The 21,292-nt window shown below is 61.0% G+C and carries 16 protein-coding genes and 2 pseudogenes; 12 read left to right on the top strand and 6 right to left on the bottom strand.

The window, feature by feature from the left end:
* Positions 1–556: 556 nt before the first annotated feature.
* From ACVWY3_RS03430 to ACVWY3_RS03420, 3 genes are all read left to right on the top strand, one after another.
* Entirely contained in the window at positions 557–1,135 is a 579-nt protein-coding gene (locus ACVWY3_RS03430) for a DUF2939 domain-containing protein (protein WP_456837187.1), read from the top strand.
* 121 nt (positions 1,136–1,256) lie between these two features.
* Entirely contained in the window at positions 1,257–1,439 is a 183-nt protein-coding gene (locus ACVWY3_RS03425; RefSeq protein ID WP_456837186.1) for a hypothetical protein, read from the top strand.
* Positions 1,440–1,855: 416 nt separating this feature from the next.
* Entirely contained in the window at positions 1,856–2,113 is a 258-nt protein-coding gene (locus ACVWY3_RS03420; RefSeq protein WP_456837185.1) for a hypothetical protein, read from the top strand.
* Positions 2,114–2,867: 754 nt separating this feature from the next.
* Here ACVWY3_RS03420 and ACVWY3_RS03415 read toward each other — a convergent pair.
* Positions 2,868–3,173: a hypothetical protein gene (locus ACVWY3_RS03415; protein ID WP_456837184.1), complete on the bottom strand. Its 306-nt coding sequence runs from the start codon at positions 3,171–3,173 to the stop codon at positions 2,868–2,870.
* Between the two features lie 2,021 nt (positions 3,174–5,194).
* Positions 5,195–5,626: a hypothetical protein gene (locus ACVWY3_RS03410; protein WP_456837183.1), complete on the bottom strand. Its 432-nt coding sequence runs from the start codon at positions 5,624–5,626 to the stop codon at positions 5,195–5,197.
* Between the two features lie 1,130 nt (positions 5,627–6,756).
* On the opposite strand from ACVWY3_RS03410, the gene istA reads away from it, so the two are divergent.
* The 3 genes and pseudogenes from istA to ACVWY3_RS03395 all read left to right on the top strand — a co-directional run.
* Positions 6,757–8,295: an IS21 family transposase gene (istA, locus tag ACVWY3_RS03405; protein ID WP_456843282.1), complete on the top strand. Its 1,539-nt coding sequence runs from the start codon at positions 6,757–6,759 to the stop codon at positions 8,293–8,295.
* Between the two features lie 11 nt (positions 8,296–8,306).
* A complete protein-coding gene (istB, locus tag ACVWY3_RS03400) occupies positions 8,307–9,050 on the top strand; it encodes an IS21-like element helper ATPase IstB (RefSeq protein ID WP_456837182.1) in 744 nt (247 codons plus the stop codon).
* A 427-nt stretch (positions 9,051–9,477) separates the two neighbouring features.
* Positions 9,478–9,708, top strand: a pseudogene (locus ACVWY3_RS03395) (acyltransferase family protein); the annotation flags it as partial.
* Between the two features lie 940 nt (positions 9,709–10,648).
* Here the strand turns inward: ACVWY3_RS03395 and ACVWY3_RS03390 are convergent.
* Together ACVWY3_RS03390 and ACVWY3_RS03385 are read right to left on the bottom strand one after the other, a co-directional pair.
* Positions 10,649–11,425: an outer membrane protein gene (locus ACVWY3_RS03390; protein ID WP_456837181.1), complete on the bottom strand. Its 777-nt coding sequence runs from the start codon at positions 11,423–11,425 to the stop codon at positions 10,649–10,651.
* 665 nt (positions 11,426–12,090) lie between these two features.
* Positions 12,091–13,656, bottom strand: coding sequence for a winged helix-turn-helix domain-containing tetratricopeptide repeat protein (locus ACVWY3_RS03385; RefSeq protein WP_456837180.1), 1,566 nt, complete (start codon positions 13,654–13,656; stop codon positions 12,091–12,093).
* Between the two features lie 171 nt (positions 13,657–13,827).
* On the opposite strand from ACVWY3_RS03385, the gene ACVWY3_RS03380 reads away from it, so the two are divergent.
* The 4 genes from ACVWY3_RS03380 (at position 13,828) to ACVWY3_RS03365 (ending at position 16,432) form a co-directional block, all read left to right on the top strand.
* Positions 13,828–14,580, top strand: coding sequence for a hypothetical protein (locus ACVWY3_RS03380; RefSeq protein WP_456837179.1), 753 nt, complete (start codon positions 13,828–13,830; stop codon positions 14,578–14,580).
* 26 nt (positions 14,581–14,606) lie between these two features.
* A complete protein-coding gene (locus tag ACVWY3_RS03375) occupies positions 14,607–14,960 on the top strand; it encodes a hypothetical protein (RefSeq protein WP_456843281.1) in 354 nt (117 codons plus the stop codon).
* Between the two features lie 127 nt (positions 14,961–15,087).
* Positions 15,088–15,735 (top strand): M20/M25/M40 family metallo-hydrolase, encoded by a 648-nt coding sequence (locus tag ACVWY3_RS03370; protein WP_456837178.1) that lies wholly within the window; start codon positions 15,088–15,090, stop codon positions 15,733–15,735.
* The gene (locus ACVWY3_RS03365; protein ID WP_456837177.1) at positions 15,644–16,432 is read left to right on the top strand and encodes a peptidase dimerization domain-containing protein; all 789 of its coding nucleotides are present in this window, start codon (positions 15,644–15,646) and stop codon (positions 16,430–16,432) included. The genes ACVWY3_RS03370 and ACVWY3_RS03365 overlap by 92 nt, the downstream gene beginning before the upstream one ends.
* Positions 16,433–17,013: 581 nt before the next feature.
* On the opposite strand, the pseudogene ACVWY3_RS03360 reads toward ACVWY3_RS03365, so the two are convergent.
* Positions 17,014–17,315: pseudogene (locus tag ACVWY3_RS03360) on the bottom strand (hypothetical protein).
* Positions 17,316–17,690: 375 nt separating this feature from the next.
* Between ACVWY3_RS03360 and ACVWY3_RS03355 the strand changes: the two are divergent.
* Positions 17,691–18,614 (top strand): catalase, encoded by a 924-nt coding sequence (locus ACVWY3_RS03355; RefSeq protein ID WP_456837176.1) that lies wholly within the window; start codon positions 17,691–17,693, stop codon positions 18,612–18,614.
* On the opposite strand, the gene ACVWY3_RS03350 is transcribed toward ACVWY3_RS03355, so the two are convergent.
* Positions 18,611–19,549, bottom strand: coding sequence for a helix-turn-helix domain-containing protein (locus ACVWY3_RS03350; protein ID WP_456837175.1), 939 nt, complete (start codon positions 19,547–19,549; stop codon positions 18,611–18,613). The genes ACVWY3_RS03355 and ACVWY3_RS03350 overlap by 4 nt on opposite strands.
* A gap of 427 nt (positions 19,550–19,976) precedes the next feature.
* Between ACVWY3_RS03350 and ACVWY3_RS03345 the strand changes: the two genes are divergently transcribed.
* Positions 19,977–20,873, top strand: coding sequence for a helix-turn-helix transcriptional regulator (locus ACVWY3_RS03345; protein ID WP_456843280.1), 897 nt, complete (start codon positions 19,977–19,979; stop codon positions 20,871–20,873).
* Positions 20,874–21,292: the final 419 nt, after the last annotated feature.

Here is a 21,292-nt window from a genome sequence, read left to right as displayed (position 1 = left end):
ACAATCCAGCTTATCGCGAGAATGACGCCTCGGGTCAAAGCGTAAAGCCAGCCAGCCATGGCTCCCAGTACCACTGCGCCGAAACCCGCCTCTGTGGCGATGTCTTTCATTGCTCTTTTTTGAGAGGCATCCGCCGTCTTGGTGCCAGCTTGCTCCGCGCCATCCACGTGACCACACTCCACCCTGTCCGGGAAAAACCGGCAACCAGCAAACCAGCGCTGCGTTCCTGGCCTCTCTTGTGTTCTTTTCGAGGCTGTGGATCCAATTTACGCCTGCGCCCCAACGGACGGGGGTACCGCACGCTTGATGGCTTCGAAGCGTTGGGTGCCGTCCAAAGCGCCTGGCGATCAGCGTTCTGGATGGTTGCGGATTCCGGTCGGACCGACCCGAGATCCCGGCGGCTCCCCTCCCCTTAATGGCGTGTGCTCGAGCTCCGCCGAGCACAGCCACCACCAGTCAGTTCCTGCTCTCGCCGGAGGATACAGGCGCATAGTGCTGCCGTCTTCTTGTGACATAAGCCATTGGAACGAAGCCCAACCATTTCGATTGCCGCATCATGAAGTGGCTTGTGGGCATCGTCACGGCTTTCCTGATCTTCCTTCTGGTATACGCGGGATCCGCTTTTGTTTCTGCCCTGAGCCTGGTTTCGGCCGTGCGGAGCGGAAACACTGCAGAGGTGATGGTTCGGACGAATTTGCCGCGCGTTCGCCATTCGCTCGTCGACCAAATAGTATCGGCCTATCTCCATCGTCTTGGCCAAAAGCGGCCTGTACGCGCGTTCGAACGAATGGCTATCAACGCGTTTGGCGCAACGATCGCGGATGATTTTGTGACCAAGCTCATGACGTCTGAAAATCTCTCCGTGCTACTGAAGAGTGGTACCGTTCGGAACGGAGCAGAGAACATCACTTTTGGGACGATGTCTTCACTTGCCGAGCTCGACGCCTCAAACTTCTTCGTTTTCGCAAGCCGGATCTCGCTAGTGAAGCCCGTCGAATTTTCCGTGAGGCTTGGCGAGAGTCAGGACGCCGGAAGCGTTAGCATGCACTTCGAAGGCTCGACCTGGAGACTCTCTGCTATCAAGCTACCACCAAAAGTGTTGTCCAGTATTGTGGACCGGCTACCGAGCCGCTGAGGCTTCGCGCCGCCGGCAAGGTCGCTGGCTGACGCTTGTCCTTGCTAAAATACATGCCTTGGTCATTGCGGCGCCCACATCTCCGACTACTGGGAGCGAAGTTTTTGTCAATGGAGTCGTTATGTCCAAAAAAGTGAAGAAGCGAGTCCGGCGCGAGTACACAGCGGCAGACGTCAAAGAGTTGCGCGCCCATTCAAGGGCACGGACTCCGGTCACGAAGATCGCTAAAGCTATGAAGCGAACCGAGGCATCCCTGCGTCAGAAAGCCAGAACGCTTGGCATGCCGCTCGGGCATGTTCGCTAGAGTCCCTCTTCGTTCTAACGTTCGTGGAAGGTTTTTCCTCAGGGAAATTGGTTTCCACCGGAGAACCGACCGCGAACGTCACCGTCAGCGTTGGTGACTCCTGCCGGAGCGCCCAGACGGGATGTTCGCGACGATCTATAATCCGGGAGTAACATCGCCTGTACGCACAGGTGACGAAAGGCTAACGACAGAGTATCTCATGCCAACTTTGTTGCCTCGGGCAGAGCCTGGTTCATCGTCTCAGCGATGCCGGCCCTAAGTTGCCATCGACGGGAAGCGAGGTTGGGTAACTGGGGGGCGGAGTGCGTGAGAACCGCGCCCGCAGACAGCAAGAGTCCCCGCCAGCTCGCTTGCAATAGGTTGCTGAAAGTTTTTTTAAGACTTGTTTTCGCGGGAAGTGACTTTATCTCCGCGCTATGGATCTCAGCGACACCCAAGACTACGCGATTCAGGCAAAGCTAGCCGGTGTAATAGGCGCGACTGTGTTCTATCGCGTGTTCGCTGGCGTCAGATTTGCTGAAGTGGATGGACCCCTCTTGTACGTCTATGCGAAGGACGAAAGCATCGCCGCGGAGATCGAAGATGACTTCGCCTTGGTGATTTCGGATCTGGCTACGGAGATCTTGAAACAAGTGATTGAGGTTGTCGTCGTGCTGCCCAAAGTCCTTCGGTAGCAGTCGCTGGAAGCAACCCGCAGCTTGCCGCCAATGCGAAATAGCCAGTGAGGGCAGCTTGCAGGTCAAAAAACGGCCCCAGCACAACCCGCCGGAGCCGCTGTTGGAGGCCTCGACAGTAATGGGGGGCCGCCGAGGCATGCCGAGGTCTAGGGTGATTCGGCAATCGGGTCTGTACCCCTTTGGATATAAGCGGCGCCCTTGATCGCGCCCCCTGCGTGACCGACACACTTCGCTTTTCCACACCCACGGCGCCCAGTAGCCCGCGCCCGCTCGGAACCACCAGCTATTGATAAGGCGAGACACTTATGATGCCGCTTTGATGGCGGCATGCCTCGCCCTGTCCGACGCCACACGCCAACGCAGGCCGATGGTCGGCCGCTTAAGATCACGTTCGGCGAGATGCGCGAGAGGGCCTACGCGGGATCCCGATCTACTGCCATTGCGGCCATCACGTCGCGCTGAGTGCCGATCGTTGGCCTGACGATGGTCGGCTGTCCGATCTCGAGCCGCGGTTTGTCTGCCAAGCCTGCGGATCACGCGGTGCCGATGTCCAGCCCGACTTCGAACGAGGCAATCAGCGGCTTGCGATCGCGGTCCGCCAAGACGCGGGCTGAGGCGGCCCGAGCGCTGCTCTGTTCGTTTGAGCACACTGGCCGAGGTTCCCGCCAGGAACGCGGCCAGAGATGCGTCCATTTTTCCCTGGGTGATTCACATAACCGTAGGAATAGGCGTGGCGTACTTGTTAGGGGCATCAGGAGGACTGCTCTTGACTGACAGCGCCGCGCCTCGGAACAGATTTCTCGTTCGCATGGGAGGCCTCGGTTGGATGGTCTACGATCGTGAGCGCAAAGGCCCGGCGGTGGTCGGGACCGAGTTCGCAGCCAATCTGACGAAGGAGCAGGCAGAGCGAGCGTACGAAATCCTCACTGGCTCCCCACACCAACCCGACGCTGAGAAAGGCCCGCCAGCGTGAATAGGCGGGGGTCTTGTATTTCACCGCCTTGCCCTGCAGAAGCGGCCTGTCCATCAACTCAGTTTGGTTTCCCGGCTCAGCCACTCGTCCAGCTCCTCGGGATCAATTCGGCAGGAAGGCGACACGCCCTCCGCCGTTCGAGCCGCCAGCCGGTACCCTTTCCGACGGAGCTTGGCCGCCAAATTCTTCGCGCTTGCCTCGTCGCTACACTCCACGGACATGCCTCCGTACACGACGACCCACTTGGAGGGTGGCTTGCGTTTCTCGGGGTGTCGTCGCCTCGAAAAGTGGCGCATGACCATGAACCCCAAAATGCTAAACCTTCAGAGTTTAACCATCATTAGACACCCTGTTGAGATGTTTCGCAAAGAAAAGCAACCTCAATGCGATTATGCCGCATGCACGCGCCAGTTGTGACTGCGGCGCGAATAGAATGTACGGATCAACTCCAACGATTTGGTCCCCGTCATCAGCCCGAGCACAAAGCCCGCCAGCATGAACCGGCGGGGTCTGACTCCAGTTTTACTTTTTCAGGCAAAGGCCAATCGTCGGTGAAGTGCCGCACTTCCCGCCATCCGCGCTGCCACCACTGGGGCAGAACACCGACACAAGCGTTTCGCTGCTGTCGCAATTGACGGCGCCGTCCGCCTGCAACGCTCGGATGTTGACCGACGCCGGATCGCCTTTGTCTCCCTTGTCACCCTTCGGCCCCTGTGGTCCTTGGGGTCCTTGAGCGCCTGCTGCCCCCTGGGGACCTGGCACGCCCTGAATCCCCTGGGCACCTTGCGGGCCAGCCGGCCCCTGGGGTCCTGGATCTCCCTTTGGCCCAGGTTCTCTGCTACATGCTGCAAGTACGAGTGCGGCGGCCATTACAGCCGCCATAATCAATTTTTGCATTGCGATCCTCCCGGTGATCGAGGCCATTAAACTGGTCGCTTAAGAGGGCCGCAAGAGAGAAGCCCGCCGGCTGTTAGACCAGCGGGCTCCTGGTCGTTTACCGCCTCAAAGCCGCCGGCGACATCGATCAGGCCGGCCGCTCCAGCGGCAGCACCGCGCCACGGCAAAGCCGCTCCATGCGCGCGAGCTTGTCGGTGTCGTGCTGGTGCTGCCCCATGGCGCCCGATCAGACTCCGACGATGAATCCGCCGTCAAGGTCATTGAGATGGCCTCATGGGTTACTCCCGGAGCGCATCTCACTTTGCCGCTCCTTCCCTGTACAGTGGCTTTGCGCGCGGCGGAGCGCACGGAGACGAACGGCTCCGGCGTGTCCGCCAGCCTCGCGCGCCGGGGCCGTTATCGCGTGCAGTATCGAAGCGCCCTGGCAGCTCAAATGGGGCGGGAGCGTATGATTAACCTGATGGTCGCAATTTGAGGGCGCCTTTTGAAACCAAGAGGAAACAAAATGCGTGCCGTTTTGGTGGTATTCTTCGCATTGGCTCCGCTTTTCCAGGCTCATGCACAAGAGGCAGCTCAAGGCAGAGCCGAGACGTCCGGAAGGGCAGATCCTAGCCTCCGCGAGGTCTGCACCTACACGATACGCGGGTATCCACAAGACGTTCCGGCGGGCGTGAATCTATGTTGGCGCGCACCATACCCGTATTTGTCGGAATATGGGCTATTGCACTGTGAACCAAAATACAACTTCCAAGAGATCACTCTGGTGAAACGCGGCGATCCTCGCTGCGAGCGATACGAGATCCGTCAGGCGGGCCTGCGTGCGCTGGCACCGTCGAACAATCATTAGTCGACCCGGCAACGACCAGAGGTCGCACTTCGTGATGCCGTGCATATCAGGTGCGAAACCATCGACCTCCACGACTCTCAGCTTCCTGTGCGAGCTTAAGCCACTCGGCGGCCAAGCGCTGCCACTCTTCCTTGTCTAGGGCGCTGCTCGCCTTCCTCCGCCAGGTGGAGGCAATCCTCGGCTTCCTTGCGGAAGAGTTCTGCGTCCGTCACGGCCATGGTGCAAAGGTAACGCACAAGACAGGGCAAAGTTGAAGGCCCGCGCCGATCGCGGCTGGCTCGAGCTGCACGAGAGCGGGACCTATGTGCGGCTGCTGACGCCGGGGGGAAGATCTGCTGGCAAAGGCGCGACGCTGAACTGACTAAGTCGGTGGCCCTTCCGGCTCTCCAACTGATCGGGACAAAGTTCGGTATGCTCGTTCTGCCTGCTCCTTCGTCAGATTAGCTGCCCAATCGGTCCCGATCAGCGCAGGTCCCTTGCGCTCTCGATCGTAAACCATCCAACCAGTGCCTCCCATTCGAACAACAAATCTGCTTGCCCTAGCCCCTCTTTCACTCACCATTGCCTCCTCTTCTTTATCAGGATGCAAATTTGATTGTGCTCCCTCAAGGATTGCATTTTTATGAAACAGCTGGCAATGCCGGGCCGGGTAGCGCTCTGGTTTGGTAAATAGGGCGATGCCAAAAGGCACAGCGGGTTCACATTTGTTGTCGCCGGAACTGAAGCTACCGGGAAGAATCGGCAAGCCGGGGCTGGGTCCATAGTTCACGTAGATCGTTTTCACCCGGTTCATTTGACCTTGCGCGGGCCGCAGCGATTGAGTTCGCTGCGGCCTTCATCGAACCGGCCGGGTCGCCTCAGCTCGCGAGCGCTGCGACGTACGCCTCTGGCAAGCCCATTTCCGAGCGATCGCTTGCAACGCATCAACATATTCGGGATTACCGGTCGTTCCCTGCGGCGAACCCGGCACATTGAAACAAAGGGCGAGCTCAGCCGTCCCATCCGCCAACTTCGCCAGCACTGGCTCGGGCCGGTACGCAGCGACGCTGGGGTCGGAATATAGCTGGTCGACCTCGGCGCGAGTAAGCCGCATTATTGTGCTGTAGACTCGGCTATCTCTCCTTGCGACCAGCGTGGCACGTGCACCAAGCTTAAGCGCAAAACGCTCGACATAAGCCTGCCTAGCCTGGCGCGGCCGCAGTCCTTCGCCTGGAGGGCCTCCGGATCCATAAACAATCCATAGAAGAAGATTGTGACCTGCTCCGCCACGACGGCATTCTAGCCCTTCCAGGCGCCACGAAAAGCCCGAGCCGCCAGGAAGCCGGCGGCGTCTCAACGCTCGCGCCATCGCGGGACTCGGCACAGTTGGAAACACCGACGTTCGGATCGAGAATATCGCCGCAACACAAACGGAAGCAAAAAGCAGCGTGGATGGGACGCGTATAGCAACTGGCCCGCAGCGTGCGCCGGCGGCTGCCTACGATCAACCCCACATCGTTGGTGACTCCAGGGCCTTGCGACCCGCTGTTCTCACTGCATCGGTCGAACGTTGCCCCTTTGCCGCGGCCGCGAGGATCTTTGAGGCGAAGTGCGTTCTGACGCCGACTTCGCTGACGGGAATATCCTCGCAGAATGCACGGCTCTAAGGAGAGCAGTCGTTTCCACACTGAACACGCACCAACCTCAAAATATGAGACCTTATCCGCGCGCACATCGGAAGCTGCTGATTCCGCTCGATGTCGCCCACCATTCCGGAATGATCTCGCCCACCGTTCCGATTTGATCTCGCCCACCATTCCGAGATGATCTCGCCCACCATTCCGGGATGATGTCGCCCGGGTGACGAGGCCTCTTCTGGCTCCGCTACGGTCCCGCCTTTCGGCTTTGCGAAGGGGGACCTGGATGCCGACGGAGAGGTTTGCGATGCGCCATGTGCGCGATGTGATCAGATTGAAGTCGGCCGGGATGCCGACCCGCGAGATTGCGCGGCGGGTGGGGACAGCGCCTTCGACGGTGCGGTTGACGATCCGCCGGTTCGAGGCGGCTGGGCTGACCTGGCCATTGCCCGACGACATCACCGACGCTGTGCTGGAAGCCCGGTTGTTCGCCAGCACGGGAGCCGGTCTCGGCACCCGGCGTGGCCATCGCCGGCAGGCGGAGCCGGACTGGGCGGCGGTGCACCGCGAGCTCCGGCGCAAGCACGTGACGCTGGCGATCCTGTGGGAGGAGTACATCGCCGGCGAACCCGGCGGGTATCGCTATTCGCGGTTCTGCGAGCTCTACCGGGCCTGGGAAGGCCGGCTGTCGGTGACGATGCGCCAGTCGCATGCAGCCGGCGACAAGCTGTTCGTCGATTATGCGGGCGACGGCGTGCCGGTGGTGATCGACCGGTTCACCGGCGAGCGGCGAGTTGCGCAGATCTTCGTCGCGGTGCTCGGCGCATCGAGCTTCACCTACGCGCAGGCGACCTGGACGCAGGGGCTCGCCGACTGGATCGATGGCCATGTCGGCGCCTTCGAGGCGATCGGCGGCGTGCCGGCACTGCTGGTGCCGGACAACACCAAGGTCGCCGTGATCAAGGCCTGCCTGTACGATCCGCAGATCAACCGCAGCTACGCCGACATGGCGGCGCATTACGGCACCGCCATTCTGCCGGCCAGGCCACGGCGGCCCCGGGACAAGGCGAAGGTCGAGCAGGCGGTCCTCATGGTCGAGCGCTGGCTGCTCGGACGGCTGCGCCATCGGACCTTCCACAGCCTCGCCGAGGTCAACGCGGCGATCGCCGAGTTAATGACCCGGCTCAACGAGGAGCGACCGATCCGGCGGCTCGGCGTGACCCGCCGCAAGCTGCTGGAGGAGATCGACCGGCCGGCACTCAGGGTCTTGCCGGAGAGCCCTTACGTGTTCGCCGAGTGGCGGATCTGCCGGGTCAGCATCGATTATCACGTCGAGGTCGAGGCGCATTACTACAGCGTCCCGCATCGCTTCGTCCGCGCCGAGGTCGAGGTGCGCTTCACCGCCCGCACCGTCGAGATATTCCACAAGGGTGAGCGGATCGCCGCGCATCAGCGCATGAGCGGCAACCACAAGCACACCACCCTGCCGGAACACATGGCGTCCAGTCATCGGCGCTACGCCGGCTGGACCATCGAGCGCATCCGCAAGGATGCCGCCTCGATCGGATCGGCCACCGCGGCGCTGTGCAACCTGATCCTCGATGAACGCACGCACCCCGAGCAGGGCTTCCGCGCCTGCCTCGGCATCATCCGGCTCGCCAGATCCTACGGGCAAGAGCGGCTCGATGCCGCCGCCCTGCGGGCGATCGACATCGGCGCCCGCACCTACGGCTCGGTCAAATCGATCCTCGCCAACAATCTCGATCGGCGTCCTTCCCCCAAGCGCTCCGCGGACGATGCGCCGATCCTTCATCCCAACATCCGCGGGCCGCGCTACTACAACTAGGAGATCACGCCTTGCTCACGCATCCGACCCTCGATCAACTCCACGCGCTCGGCCTTCATGGCATGGCCAAGGCCTTTGCCGACATCGAAGCCGGCGGCGATGCCGCAAGCCTCGGCCACGCCGAATGGCTCGCGCTGCTGCTCGAACGCGAAGCGTCGCTGCGACGCGACAAGCGGCTCTCGAAGCGGCTGCAATACGCCAAGCTGCGTCAGCAGGCCTGCGTCGAGGACATCGACTATCGCACCCCGCGTGGCCTCGACCGCAGCCTGCTGACGATGCTGGTTGAAGGGCAATGGATCGACGACCACGCCAACCTTTTGATCTGCGGGCCCTCCGGCGTTGGCAAGAGCTGGCTCGCCTCGGCGCTCGGCAACAAGGCCTGCCGCGACAATCGCTCCGTGCTTTATCAGCGCGTCCCGCGGCTGTTTAGCGATCTCGCTTTGGCGCGCGGCGACGGCCGCCATCCCCGTTTGCTGCGCGCGCTCGGCCGTGTCGATCTCCTCATCCTCGACGACTGGGGCCTCGAGCCACTCGACGCCGCAGCCCGCCACGACCTGCTGGAGATCCTCGAGGACCGCTACGGCCACCGCTCCACCATCGTCACCAGTCAGCTCCCCGTCGACCAATGGCACGCGCTGATCGGCGATCCCACCTACGCCGACGCCGTCCTCGACCGCCTGGTCCACAATGCTCACCGGATCGATCTCAACGGCGAGAGCCTGCGGCGAACCCGTAAGCCCGGCCGAAAGACCTGAGCCCGTGGCGCTGTGGACATGCCGCTGCGCTTGGACAACGCGAAGGGCGTTGCCCACATGCCCACAGCAGGAGCAGCAAAAAACAAGTCCTTCGAGTCGCGATTCAAGATTGACCACGCGGCTTCGTCGATGCCAGAAACCAGACAGCCAGAACGCCTCGCGCCCCGGGCGACATCAAATCGGAATGGTGGGCGAGATCATCTCGGAATCCTGGGCGAGATCAAATCGGTACACCCGGGCGAGATCATCGGAATCCGCAGGAAGCCACGAAGTTACAGAGGGCGAACTCGTCACCGTGTGTCGCCCTACCGATTTCCCGTCGCAACAATCCGGACTAATCGGGCTTGTCTATGTCGGGCTTGCAGCGGCTGCCTTGAGCGCGGTCTGCATTTGAGACCGGAATGTCCAGAGGGCTCTTGAATGGCGCCCCCTGCTCTCTCTCGGAAAGATCTCCTATTCTCTCTACCTTTGGCACATGATCGTGATTGGCGTGCTGTTTCGAGTGCTCAACGGCCTACCGCCGCTGCTTATTGGCGCCCTCTGTATGCTTTGCAGCGTCGCCATCGCGGCGCCGATGTACAGATTAACCGAACTTCCATTCATCAGACTTGGCCGACTTTACTGCGCAAAATGCTACCAGCCCAATGTTGCCGCGTGAGGCGAGCACGCGAATCGGAGAGTGTGGCCTTAACGAAGGCGAATTCATCCAGGAGCCTGGTGAGCCGGAATGTTTCGGGAGACGCGCCACCGCCAATCGAGTTGTCTAACATGGTCATGCAGTCGATTTGAGGGGCGTCTCGCTGGCGATGTATGAGATCGAAGGCGTAGATGAAGCCGAGCTCAAATCTCGTGTGGCGGCGCTCTTAGAAGCACATCCTACCATCGAGGTCTGGGACGGGTCGAGGCTGGTAATGCGGGTAGCTCGAGACCAGAGGAGCGGCGCCAGTTAAGGCGGAGCGGACGTTCTCTACCGCACCGCCCCCGGCCGGCCACCGCGAATAACCCGCTAGTGGACGCAGCCGCCGACACCCTCGCAAGAGCACGGTGTGGCACGGCGTCCGGTGCTATTCAAATGGTTTCGCGCTAGAGAACCCATCTCGGTGAGATTTCCCGCTATCGATCCGAGTCCGTTCGCGCGGACCAAGGTACTACCACTCGGACGTAGCGCTCGGCGGGCCCCAGCTCCACTTGCTTGGCACATACGGAGCTGCATCATCGGCGGCCTGTTCTGCTTCAGGCACCTTCGAGCGACGCGACACGGGAGCATGGTTTGGAGCGACCTTGGTGTGGTCGTTGCGTCCCGCAGAGCTCTGAGCGACATCATTTGGCATGCTGGACTCCCAAATAACGAAGGGGCTTTTTAGCAGACGTCTATCGCTGACACCTGTGACTGAATGGCCACATTCCCTGCGATTTAGAGGTAGTTCTGAGCAGCCCGTCCTCCGGCAGCTTTGATTTTGGGGGCTGGCCGCGGAACCTCTCGCATCAAGGAAGTGCAAACCAGTTTGACTCCAGCCTTGTTGCAGGAGCCCATTCGGTGCCCACCCACAAGGCCGGCTCGCTGAGCCGGCCTATCATTTTCGTTCAGCTGACGCTGCTTAGTACTTCGCGACGACCGGTCCACCCCAACGGTAGTTCACCCGAACCAGCCCCATGTCGACATCCTGTCCAATGCGAGCCGTCCCGAAAACGCCGCCAGCCGGAGTGGTGAAAACGGTATCGTGATGTCCCAGGAAGATATGATCATACTCGAAGCCGACCGACCAATTCGGCGCAAAACCAAACTCGATGCCAGCGCCGACCGTCGCTCCCCAACGGGTGTCGCGTGAAGAGGCCAAGAGCGTGCCAGCTCCAACGAACCCAGGCGGAATGTAAGTGTCGAAGCGATCTCCAACCACAGCTGCGCCGCCCTTCACGTAGAGCAGCACATTGTTCCAGGCATATCCCACCTGGCCAGTGATCAAACCAAACGAGTCGATCCGTGAGCGATTGTCAGCCCCAGTGAAAAGACCAATGTTGCTGCCCGTGAAATCGGCCCAGTTGCCCTGCCCCTCAAGGCCGAACACCCAATTGGCCGATTGCCAACGGTAGCCGATCTGACCACCGGCGGTGCCACCGGTCGCGTTGTGGCAGCCCTCGGCAGCCGCCGGCGCGACTGGGACGACGCCAACCGCGACGATGTCGGCGCAGGTATGCGAGGAGCCATAACCTCCGTTGACGCCGATGTAGAAGCCGCTCCAGTCATAGATTGTCGCGACTACGTGTGGCGGAGCCTTGGTGTACGGACGTGCAGCCAAGTCCGCTGCACTGGCTGGAGCCGTCAAGCCCAGAGCCAGCGCTCCGGCGCCAGCGGCGACTGCAAACAGTTTCTTCATGCGCATTGTCTCTCCAGGAAAGAACTTCAGTGAACCGGTGCGTTCGCCACCTGCAAAGAAATGATAATCGCTTGACCTGCTCGTTGCTGTAGCCAGGTTGCAACACTTGCCAAAGACAACGCGGCGGAGATTCCCGATTGTTGTCAAGCACGTGGAACCTAAAGCTCGTTGGAATGCATATGTGACGGCTGGGCTGCCGTCGCGGGCGATTTCACCGCTCGGTATTTTAGGGACGGGAAGCTGCAGACAAGCTTAGAAACATGGCGAAGCATTTCACCATCTATTTCGGTCCTTGTTCCGGAACGGATCCGCGGCCTTGTCATAGCCTCGGCGGCTGCTGAAGAACATCAAGGCCATCAAGTCGCAGCCCAGAACCAGCGAGAAGAACGAGCCAAGGCCGAGTGCGATCCCCAAACTGCTTGGCCGCCTGATTGCGGGACATCCCGCCCTCGATCGCAGCCACGACGCGCTTACGAAGATCCAGCGAATAAGGCTTGCCCATCCATGCTGGCCTCCATCCAGCCAGCATGATGAACCAGAACCCGACTGATTTGGGAATCCCAAATCGACCAACCTAACCCCATCCCGCTTTAGCACTGCTTCGCAACGTCTAGCGGACGGGAATTGTTCACATTGAACTCTTCTCGTGTGACCCGAAGCGCTCCTTACCCTTCCGGCACGCCTGCGAGGCGCAAGCCTTCACAGACCCGTTCGAACGCAGCCAGGTAACCCGGATTATCGCCTTGTTGAGCAGCGAGCGAGAAGCGTCGGATGGTGAAACCCGAACTGAGCGCAAGTCCGGTTCTTGCGGCAGTTCGCGCTTCATCGAGCGCGCCGCTCAGGCCCAACGCAGCGGCGAGCAACAAATGTGCGAGAGGAAAGTTGCGGTTCGCCTCGGTGCTTCGTCGTAGCCAACTGACGGCTTCGATGTCCAAAGCAAGCTGTAGCTTGGCCGCGCCCACAAAACACGTCCACTGGTAGACGTCAACGTCGCGAGGGGAGAGACGTAAAGCCTCGAATATATGGCCTTCGGTCTCCGCAGCACGCCCCATATAGAATTTTGCAAGACCAAGGGCAGCATGAGCGTTGGCCATGTTCGAATCCAGCGCCAGCGCATGCTCGAATTCACGGACACTTTGGGCGGCCCGGCTGGTAAAGATCTGGATCCGACCCCGAGCCAGGTGGGCCGAAGCACGGTTCGGCCTGATCGACAATGCTCTGTTCACCATCGCCTCAGCCGCTGCAAATCGCGCAGGCCCATCATCTGTCGTAAAGCTGGCTCCAATCGCGGTATCAACGACTGCCAAGCCAATCATTGCTTCGACGTTGTCGGGGTCGCACTCCAGAGAGCGTTCGAAGAAGTTCCGCGCTTGCGCGATACATTCAGGGCTAAACCCTCTCATCAACCAGGCCCGACCTTGGAAGTACAAATCCATCGCATCAGGGTGCAGCGTACGCTCGGCTCGTCGCGCCTCAGCCTCGATGAGCTGGGTACCCAATGTATTGGCGAGCCTCGATACGATTTCGTCCTGCATGTCGAAGAGGTCGACGACAGCCTTCTCGAAGCGATCGGCCCAAAGATGCTGGCCGCTATTGGCATCGATCAACTGCACGTTCATCCGAAGCCGCTTGCCGCTGCGTTGCACTGAACCTTCGAGCACGTAGCGGACGTTCAACTCGCGGCCGACTTGCCGTACATCGACTGCTCTGCCTTTGTATAAGACGGCGCTGTTCGGTGCGATTACAAACGAGCCAGCGATGCGCGACAAATCTGTGGTCAAACTCTCTGTTACGCCATCCACGAAATAGTCCTGCTCACGATCACCGCTCAGGTTCGCGAAGGGTAGCACGACGATCGATAGACGCGGCGGCGCGTCGCCGGTTCGTCCGCGTGAGCCAACCGTCTCGTTTGCGAGCGTCTGTGCTTCCTGCACCGCACCTACGAAGCGGAAACCCTTGCGCGGCAATGTCTTAATAAAATCCTGTTTCTCACCCGTGTCGCCGATCGCGCTCCGGGCGCCATTCAGGCGGGTGGTCAGCGCAGCATCCGAGACGATGCGGCCTCCCCAGACCTCGCGGACAAGGTCGTCCTTGCTGACCACGCGCTCCCTGTTGCGGATCAGGTAGTACAGAAGGTCGAACACCTGTGGCGTAACAGAAATCGCCTCGGCTCCCCGCCGCAGCTCCCGCCGGTCTGTATCCAGCGTGAAGTCCGAAAAGGAGTAAAGCAACGTTTCCTCCCAAGGTAGGTCAGCGCCCCGCTCGTCGAGTTGCGATGTAAGCAGACGGTAAGAAGAATGTAAGTCGCTTGTAAAGCACTTCGTCTGACCTCAGGGCATCCTGGGCGTGCGCCAGAGCGGTACGCACGGCATGCCGATCCCGCGTCGAGGGAGGTCATCATAATGAGAATGGTTGCGTCGATGGCCGCAACGAGCGGCGAAACCGACCACGACGCCGGGGAAGGAACTGCCGCGAATTCACATCGCGCGGTAGCTTGGGCGCTCGTGGCGAGGCTCGTTCTCTGTACTGTGTGCATTCTCGCATCCGCGAAGCACGCCAACGCCCAATGCTCGGCGCGTGATGTGTTGCAGAGGCAGTTGACACATAAGGCAATGCCCACTGTTCCACGGAATACGGTTACCTCCGTTTCGGATGTTGCTGGTTGGAAAACGATAACCATCGGGACCTTCCCGGATGCGGTTGCTCTTCTCACCGCGCTAAGTGCGATGGGTTGCGGCGTCGGTGACTCGGCTGCGGCGATTATTGCCCGGCCGGCATTTACCCTCAGCGGCGTCAGAACAGTGGTAGCGCTTCTGACGGTGTCGGCGGCGGAACTGGGCTTCAAGCGTGAGACCGCTTCGTTGCGGGAAATCTACGAACGCGCGCAGCAACTGGGCTTCGAGCTTGCCTCGCCTGAAATCGCTCCGCAGCTTAGGCTCCAATATCTGGACCAGCCCGTCGGTGAGTTCCTGATCGTCGGCATGAAGCCAATCCGAACATGGACGGGTGAAGAGGCCATCCTGACCGTGGCAAATGGCGGAGCGGGACTCATTCTCATCGGGCAGGATGGTCGCCCCGATGCGGACATACCAGTGGGCTCACGCTTCGTGTTCGTGCGGTCCCGCCCGACGACGCCAGCGGCCCTCGTTCGATAGCATGCTCCAGGATGAGCGAGGCGCTGATGAGAACGATGAATCGGATGGCAATCCCGGTCTGCCTAGTGCAGTTGTTCACGACCGCGACGCTTGCGCGAGATGACGGGCGCTATGCGAATTCCCCACTGAAGCCTTGGTTCGAGAGTCTGCAGAGCGAATTCGGGAAGTGCTGCGAGGATTCCGACGCCTACGTCGTCTCGGAGCCGGACTGGGAGTCCGATCATGGGCAATTCCGGGTTCGCATCGATGGCGAATGGGTCCTGGTTCCGGACGGCGCTCTCATCAAGCAACCCAATCTCGCTGGACGGACGATGGTGTGGAAGCACTACATCGATGGCCATCCGCACGTTCGCTGCTTCCTGCCCGGCAGTATGAGCTGATGACGACAACTGTCAGGATCCAGCCCCTACGACGACGGGAGATATGTAATCTTGGCGAGAGACAGCGAGACCGATCCCAAGCCCGCTAGGTTCCCAACAACTTGGGTTCAAGTTGGAGCGAACTGCTATGACTAGATTTATCGCGACGCTACTAGCGTGCGGTGCGCTGTACAATTGGCTGCCGCTTCCGGCGCATGCCGAACTTGACGTCGTTGGGCTGAAGGGTGCTATCGCGAGATCACTCGAGAGCGAGTATCCAAAACTCGAGACGCTCTATAAGGACATTCACGCCCATCCCGAAATCGCGTTTCAGGAGGAGAAGACGGCAGCCAAGTTAGCTGCCGAAATGCGGGCTCTGGGCTTCGAGGTGACGGAGCACGTCGGCAAGACCGGGCTGGTTGCGATCTACAGGAATGGCGAAGGCCCCACAATCATGGTGCGCACCGAACTCGATGCGCTGCCAATGGAAGAGAAGACTGGCCTTGCTTACGCCAGCCACGACAAGACGAGCTGGCAAGGGCGTGAAACCTTCGTGGCCCACAGTTGCGGCCACGACATTCACATGGCGAGCTGGGTCGGGACGGCCAAAATGCTGATCGGCTTGAAAGATCGCTGGCGCGGTACGCTGATGTTCGTCGCCCAACCGGCAGAAGAGATTGGTGCGGGGGCCCAGGGCGATGTTGATGGACGGTTTGTTCACGCGATTTCCAAAGCCCGATTTCGGCTTTGCTTTGCATGCGAATGGCGGGTTCGCCTATGGCACGGTGCTCTATAACGTCGGGGTAGGCTCCTCAAGTTCGGACGGTCTCTATATCAGCTTCCGCGGCCGCGGCGGTCACGGCGCGATACCACAGGCAACGATCGACCCGGTGATGATGGCCGCACGCTTCGTCGTCGACGTTCAGAGTGTGATCAGCCGCGAAAAGGACCCGACCGAATTTGGCGTTGTCAGCATGGGCTCGATCCACGGCGGCACCGGAGCAAACATCATTCCGGACGATGTGGTGCTGCTGGGCACGGTCAGGAGCTTCAAGACGGAGGTGCGCGCCAAGATGCTCGAGGGTATCGTGAGGACCGCAAAGGCGATCGCCGCCATGTCGAATGCGCCTGAACCGGTGATCAGGATCACCGAGGGCCCCAAGGCCGTGATCAACGATCCGGGCGTGCTTGACACCGCGGAGAAGGTGCTGAGAGCGGCGTTCGGCGACAAGCTCAAGCATGTGCCACCCGTCACGCCCAGCGAGGATTATTCAGAATTTATCAGCTCTGGCGTGCCCTCGATGTTCTTCAGAATCGGCGTCTACGAGCCGGAGCGCGTCGCCGCAGCGCAGGAGGGCGAAGGTCCGCAGCTCCCGCCCAATCACTCGCCTTTGTTCGCGCCAGTGCCGAGACCGACAATCGAGACCGGGATTGCGGCCATGACGCTCGCCGTGCTGAGCGTATTTGACGAGCACGCGCGGAAAAAGGAGTAAAAAAAAGCGTTTGCGAACGGCTAATCACCGCACCGGCACTGTTCGTCAGCATCGTGAGGTGATCGGATGAATTGCAATTGCTACAATGCAGGGGTCGCAAGTGGCCCGAGTCTGCTCTTCGCAGCAACTCGCCGTTCGGTCTGCTCTTCTGAGCAGAGCGGGCGGACGAGAGACCGACCACTGGCGTGTCGGTCATTGTCGTCGCGAGGCTCAGTTATTACTGATCACCCTAAGGGGATTGACCGACGAACGGCTGCGGCGTCGTACGACACGCAGGCAAGCCGGATTCCTTCACATGATCTTCAGGGCGCGGAGGGCGTCCTCCCCGGCACGTTTCCGCAGCAGCCGGGTTGACGGCTTCGACGTCTCGAGCACCACCGAAGCATGCTCCGTCCGAGCCCGGTTCGATTTGCCCGCTCGCGTTACGCAAATATCGGGAGCGAGACTTCTCAGGCGCCCTTCGGCAGTTCGAAGACATCCTGCGGGAACGCCCGAACGATGGCCCTTCCCAGGTGAAGAGAAATCAAGCGTCGAGCTGTCCCGAACAGGATGCGCCGACGCTGGGGCAGCCAGTATCGGCGCTAACGCGGAAGTAGACCGTCCGCGCTCTCAAACGGAAATTTCCATCGCCATAGACCGGCCGACTCTGGTGCGGCTACCTCTGTCCGCAGACGGTGCGCATCTGCGGCTTCGTCGGGAGGAACGAGTGCCGGAGGATCCGACGAGCGATATCATAAGCGCGATCTCGGGCGTGCGGGTCGGCGCGATCCTGCATCCAGCCGTGCTCCTCGCATTCGTGGATGGCGCCGGCTTCCTGCAGCACGGAGATCGCCCAGCCGTGCAGCGTCCGGATCGCCGGTCGTTTCTCCTTGATCATCAGCATCAAGATCGCTCCCGCCCGGACGAGCCCTTGTGCCGTCGCGTCGTTGCCCGCGGTTAGCACAGGGCAGGAATTGGGGCTAGATCGGACACGGCCCTGCTCTGATCGTTTGCCAACCATCTGCCTTCAGCAACGGATCGTTCCGTTACTCGTGCGAGCGGGCGAGTTCCCGGATTGACAGCAATAGCTCTGGAATGAGGTCAATCGCTCTGGCGCGGCGACGCGGCTGATCCGCTAGATGATCGCCATCGGTCGCGGCTTTGATCGGCTGTCAATCCCAGTCGTTGAGCAGGATCGGACAAGACACGGCCGATTCAGGGAAGACACCGGACCCCGCAGCGCCCACAACGAGACCCAAGATCAGGCCGAAGACCACGGATGCCCCAGTTCCCGAGCAGCGCCGCCGCGGCCGCGTCAATCGCCGAGGCCCTGAAAGCGGTGGCTGGTGCCCCGAGGACACGCGCGAGCTTTGCAAAGGGCCGGTGCGTGCGGGGCACCTATGCCCCGTCGGATCAGGCCAGTGAGATCACGAAATCCCGGAGTTTCACCAAGCCGTCCCGCGTGCTGGCGCGCTTCTCTGTAGGCGGCGGTCATCCGAATGTGGCAGACACGGACAAGCTCGTGCTGCGCGGCTTCGCCTTCCGGCTCGGCAGCGAGGGCCAGCGCTCAGAGATCTTTACTCAGAACGCGCCTGTACATTATGCGAGGACGCTCGATCAGATGCTGGCCTTCCTCAAGGCCCGCATTCCCGGGTCCGATGGCAAGATCGACGCGGCTCGGGTCAAGGCTTTCTCCGCCGCCAATCCCGAAACGCTGTTTCAGGCAAACTATCTCGCCGCGCGCCCTTTGCCGGGGAGCTTTGCGGGCACGACCTACTGGGGCGTGCACGCCTTTCCCGCGACGAACTCAAAAGGCGAAACACGATTCATCAAATTCAAGGTCGAGCCGGTCGGCGGAGAGGTTACGCTGACCGAGGAGGAGGCCAGGGGAAAGTCTGCCGACTTCCTGAGCGACGATCTCGATCGGCGGATCGCTGCACGCGATGTGAGGTTCAGCGTGATGGCGCTCCTCGACCGGAGCGGCGATCCAGTCATGGACGTGACCATCCGATGGCCGGATGAAGACGAGCGCGAAGCGGTGCGGCTGGGAACGATTGTCATCACGGGAGTCGAAACCAACGAGGCGTGCGACGAGGCGATCTTCAATCCGGCAAATCTCGCCGAAGGCATCGGTCATCCCCTGGACGAGATCTTCGAGGTGCGCCGCGCCGCCTACGCCATCTCGCAGACAATGCGCGGCTAAGCGGATGACGTTTCGCTTTCCGAGCCGGCATGGTTCTCGCGGCGCCATGCACCCGGGCTGACGCCGACCAGCGAGGAAAACACGCGCGTAAAGTGGCTTTGATTGGCAAACCCGGCCGATATCGCGATCTCGGACAGCGGGAGGTCGCGGACCGACAGCAGTTGCTTGGCCGCCTTCACGCGCTGGTGCAGCAACCACTGGTGCGGCGGCAGGCCCGTGGACATGCGGAATGCCCGGGAAAAATGGCTGACCGAGAGGTCGAATTCGGCGGCGATCTGCTGCAGTGAAAGGCTTCCGCCGAGGTCGGACTCCAGCCGTTCGCAGGCACGCTTCGCCTGCCACGGTGCAAGGCCGCCACGGGCGAGATCGGTATTGCGCCGCAACCCGCCATAGACCTGCACGACATGCGCTGACAGCGCGAGCATCATGTGATCGATAAAAAGCTGGTTGGCTTCATTTGCCCGATGCAGCGCATGCTGCAGCGACGCGCCGAGATGGCGGACAATCACGTCATCATGGCCGATGCCTGGCTGATAGGCGAGTTCGCCAATGCGCGGCGCCCCGCTCTGTGAGGCGATGTCGTCGAGCGCCGAGCGCGGCAGATAGAAAAACAAGGAGTGGAACGGCTTGTCGATGACGTAGCGCGGATCGCGTTTCAAGTCGTACAGATACGTCGCGCCGCCGCGGATATCCGCCTTGATGACGCAGCGGCCGCGCTCCCAGCATTCGCAATCCGGGTAATCGCGAAATTTGAGACTGACGAGATAAGCATCGTCAGAAGGCAAGGCGCCGCAGAGGCCCGGCACGGGATTGTCATCCCGCGTCTCGACAACCGCGAGTTCGGCACTGCGCAGGGTGCGCGTGATCAACGAGGGCGCGTCCTTAAGGTTCAAAGGTTGCCCGAGCTTCGCGCCGAAGGCGCCCGCCTGTGCCATGCGTCGATTTCATCCGTGAACTTGCGCCGAGCCGGGGTTGTCCCAGGGTCCGCGGGGGTATCAGCTCATTATCCGCCGTGAGCGAACGACCGTCTAGAGGCCTTTGGTCGCGGCAATTTTGTGACAACGCACCGGGTTATCCGTTCACAGCCTTGCTACTCATCAGCCGGAGCCGTCAATTGCCTCATTCATCAGCAGAGGGCGACACTGCGCATCTATTGAGCGGCATTAAGGCCGCAGAGACGTGATAGCGGCTTGGAGCAAAATCAGGCAAAGCACCGCCGTTTTGGGAAAGACCGAAGACCTGCAGAGCAGTAGAAGGCGCGCCCAACGCTCAAACGAAATGCCTCTCAATGGCGAGGACAGGTCCATGAGCTGCACGCCGAGCAAGCGCGATCTTTACGAGAATCACCCAGACACTCCCGAGATGCACAATCGCAATCTGCCGACCGGCGAACGGCGTTCCGCCGATGCCGAAATGGCGCGCGTCCTAAGAACCGCGCCGGTTCGCATTGCGTCGGAGCCATTTGGCGGCGCAATTGCCCATTGGAAGCACGGCGCTCTGCACGATGTCGTCGAGCCGATGGCCGACCACGTCATCATGACATATCCCACCGGCACGCAGCGGCTGGAGCGGCGCAGCGGAAAATCATTCGCGATCGGAACGGCGCGCACCGGGGTTGTGACGATCATTCCAGCCGGCTCGAGCGCCCGATGGGATATTCCCGGAGACGTCGATGTCGTTCAGCTCTATCTACCGCACAGAACGCTTGAGCGTGTCGCAGGTGAAGCCGAGATGGCCGGCGTCGGTGACCTCCTGGAGCGAACCGGGCATCCCGATCTCATTACATCCCGATTGCTCACGAGCGCGGTGGACGCAATGGACGGTAGCGCAGCCCTCGATGCCCTGTTCAGGCAGCAAATGACCGACCTTCTCGCCACGCGGGTGCTGGCTGCGCACGCCGGTACGCCGGCGCCCATTCAGCCGACATTGGGTGGGTTATCTCCGATGGCGCTGCGCCGCGCCGTCGAACGCCTGCGCTCGGATGCCGAGGCGGATGTCTCCCTCGCAGCACTAGCTTCGGACGCCGGTCTGTCGCGCTTCCACTTCTGCCGCGCCTTCAAGGAAAGCACCGGGCTGTCGCCGCATGCCTGGCTGCGCCAGCACCGGATCGAACAGGCGATGAACATGCTGCGCGACACTAATGAGTCCATCGTTTTGATCGCAGCCGCGCTTGGCTATTCGTCGCAGACCGCCTTCGCTGCAGCCTTCAGGAAAATGACCGGCGAGACACCGCGCGACTGGCGGAGGCGCATGCGTTAGCAGCAATCGCTCTACAGTGACGGCAATCCCTCTGGGGCAGCGGCAGGACTGATCGGTTAGACCATCATCATGTCCGAACCAACAGACGGAGACTAAAGATGACCTGGAGGAACTTCGTCAGCCGGCTGCCAGTCACGTCACAGCGCAGAGGCCTTAGCACAGCAACTTTGTATGGACTTTCGTTGGCTGTCCGGTTCACGTCAGCAGCGGGAGGCGACGAGGAAGTGCCCACGCCGTCGCTGCACATGATCAAGCCGGTCACGTCCATCATGATCAGGACCGCTCCGCGGCTTCCCTATGAGGACCTGGTGGAGGGCGCTCAACCGATCGTCCTTCGCTCCGGTTGGTCGCTGGGATCGTCGGGCTGTCGCGCCGGCATGTGAGACCTTCATGCCGATGTCATTGGTATCGGACTGCCT

It is taken from the genome of Bradyrhizobium sp. USDA 4486 (genome assembly GCF_054057995.1).
Note: the sequence above shows the minus strand (reverse complement) of the source record. Positions and strands in the feature narration are given on the sequence as shown.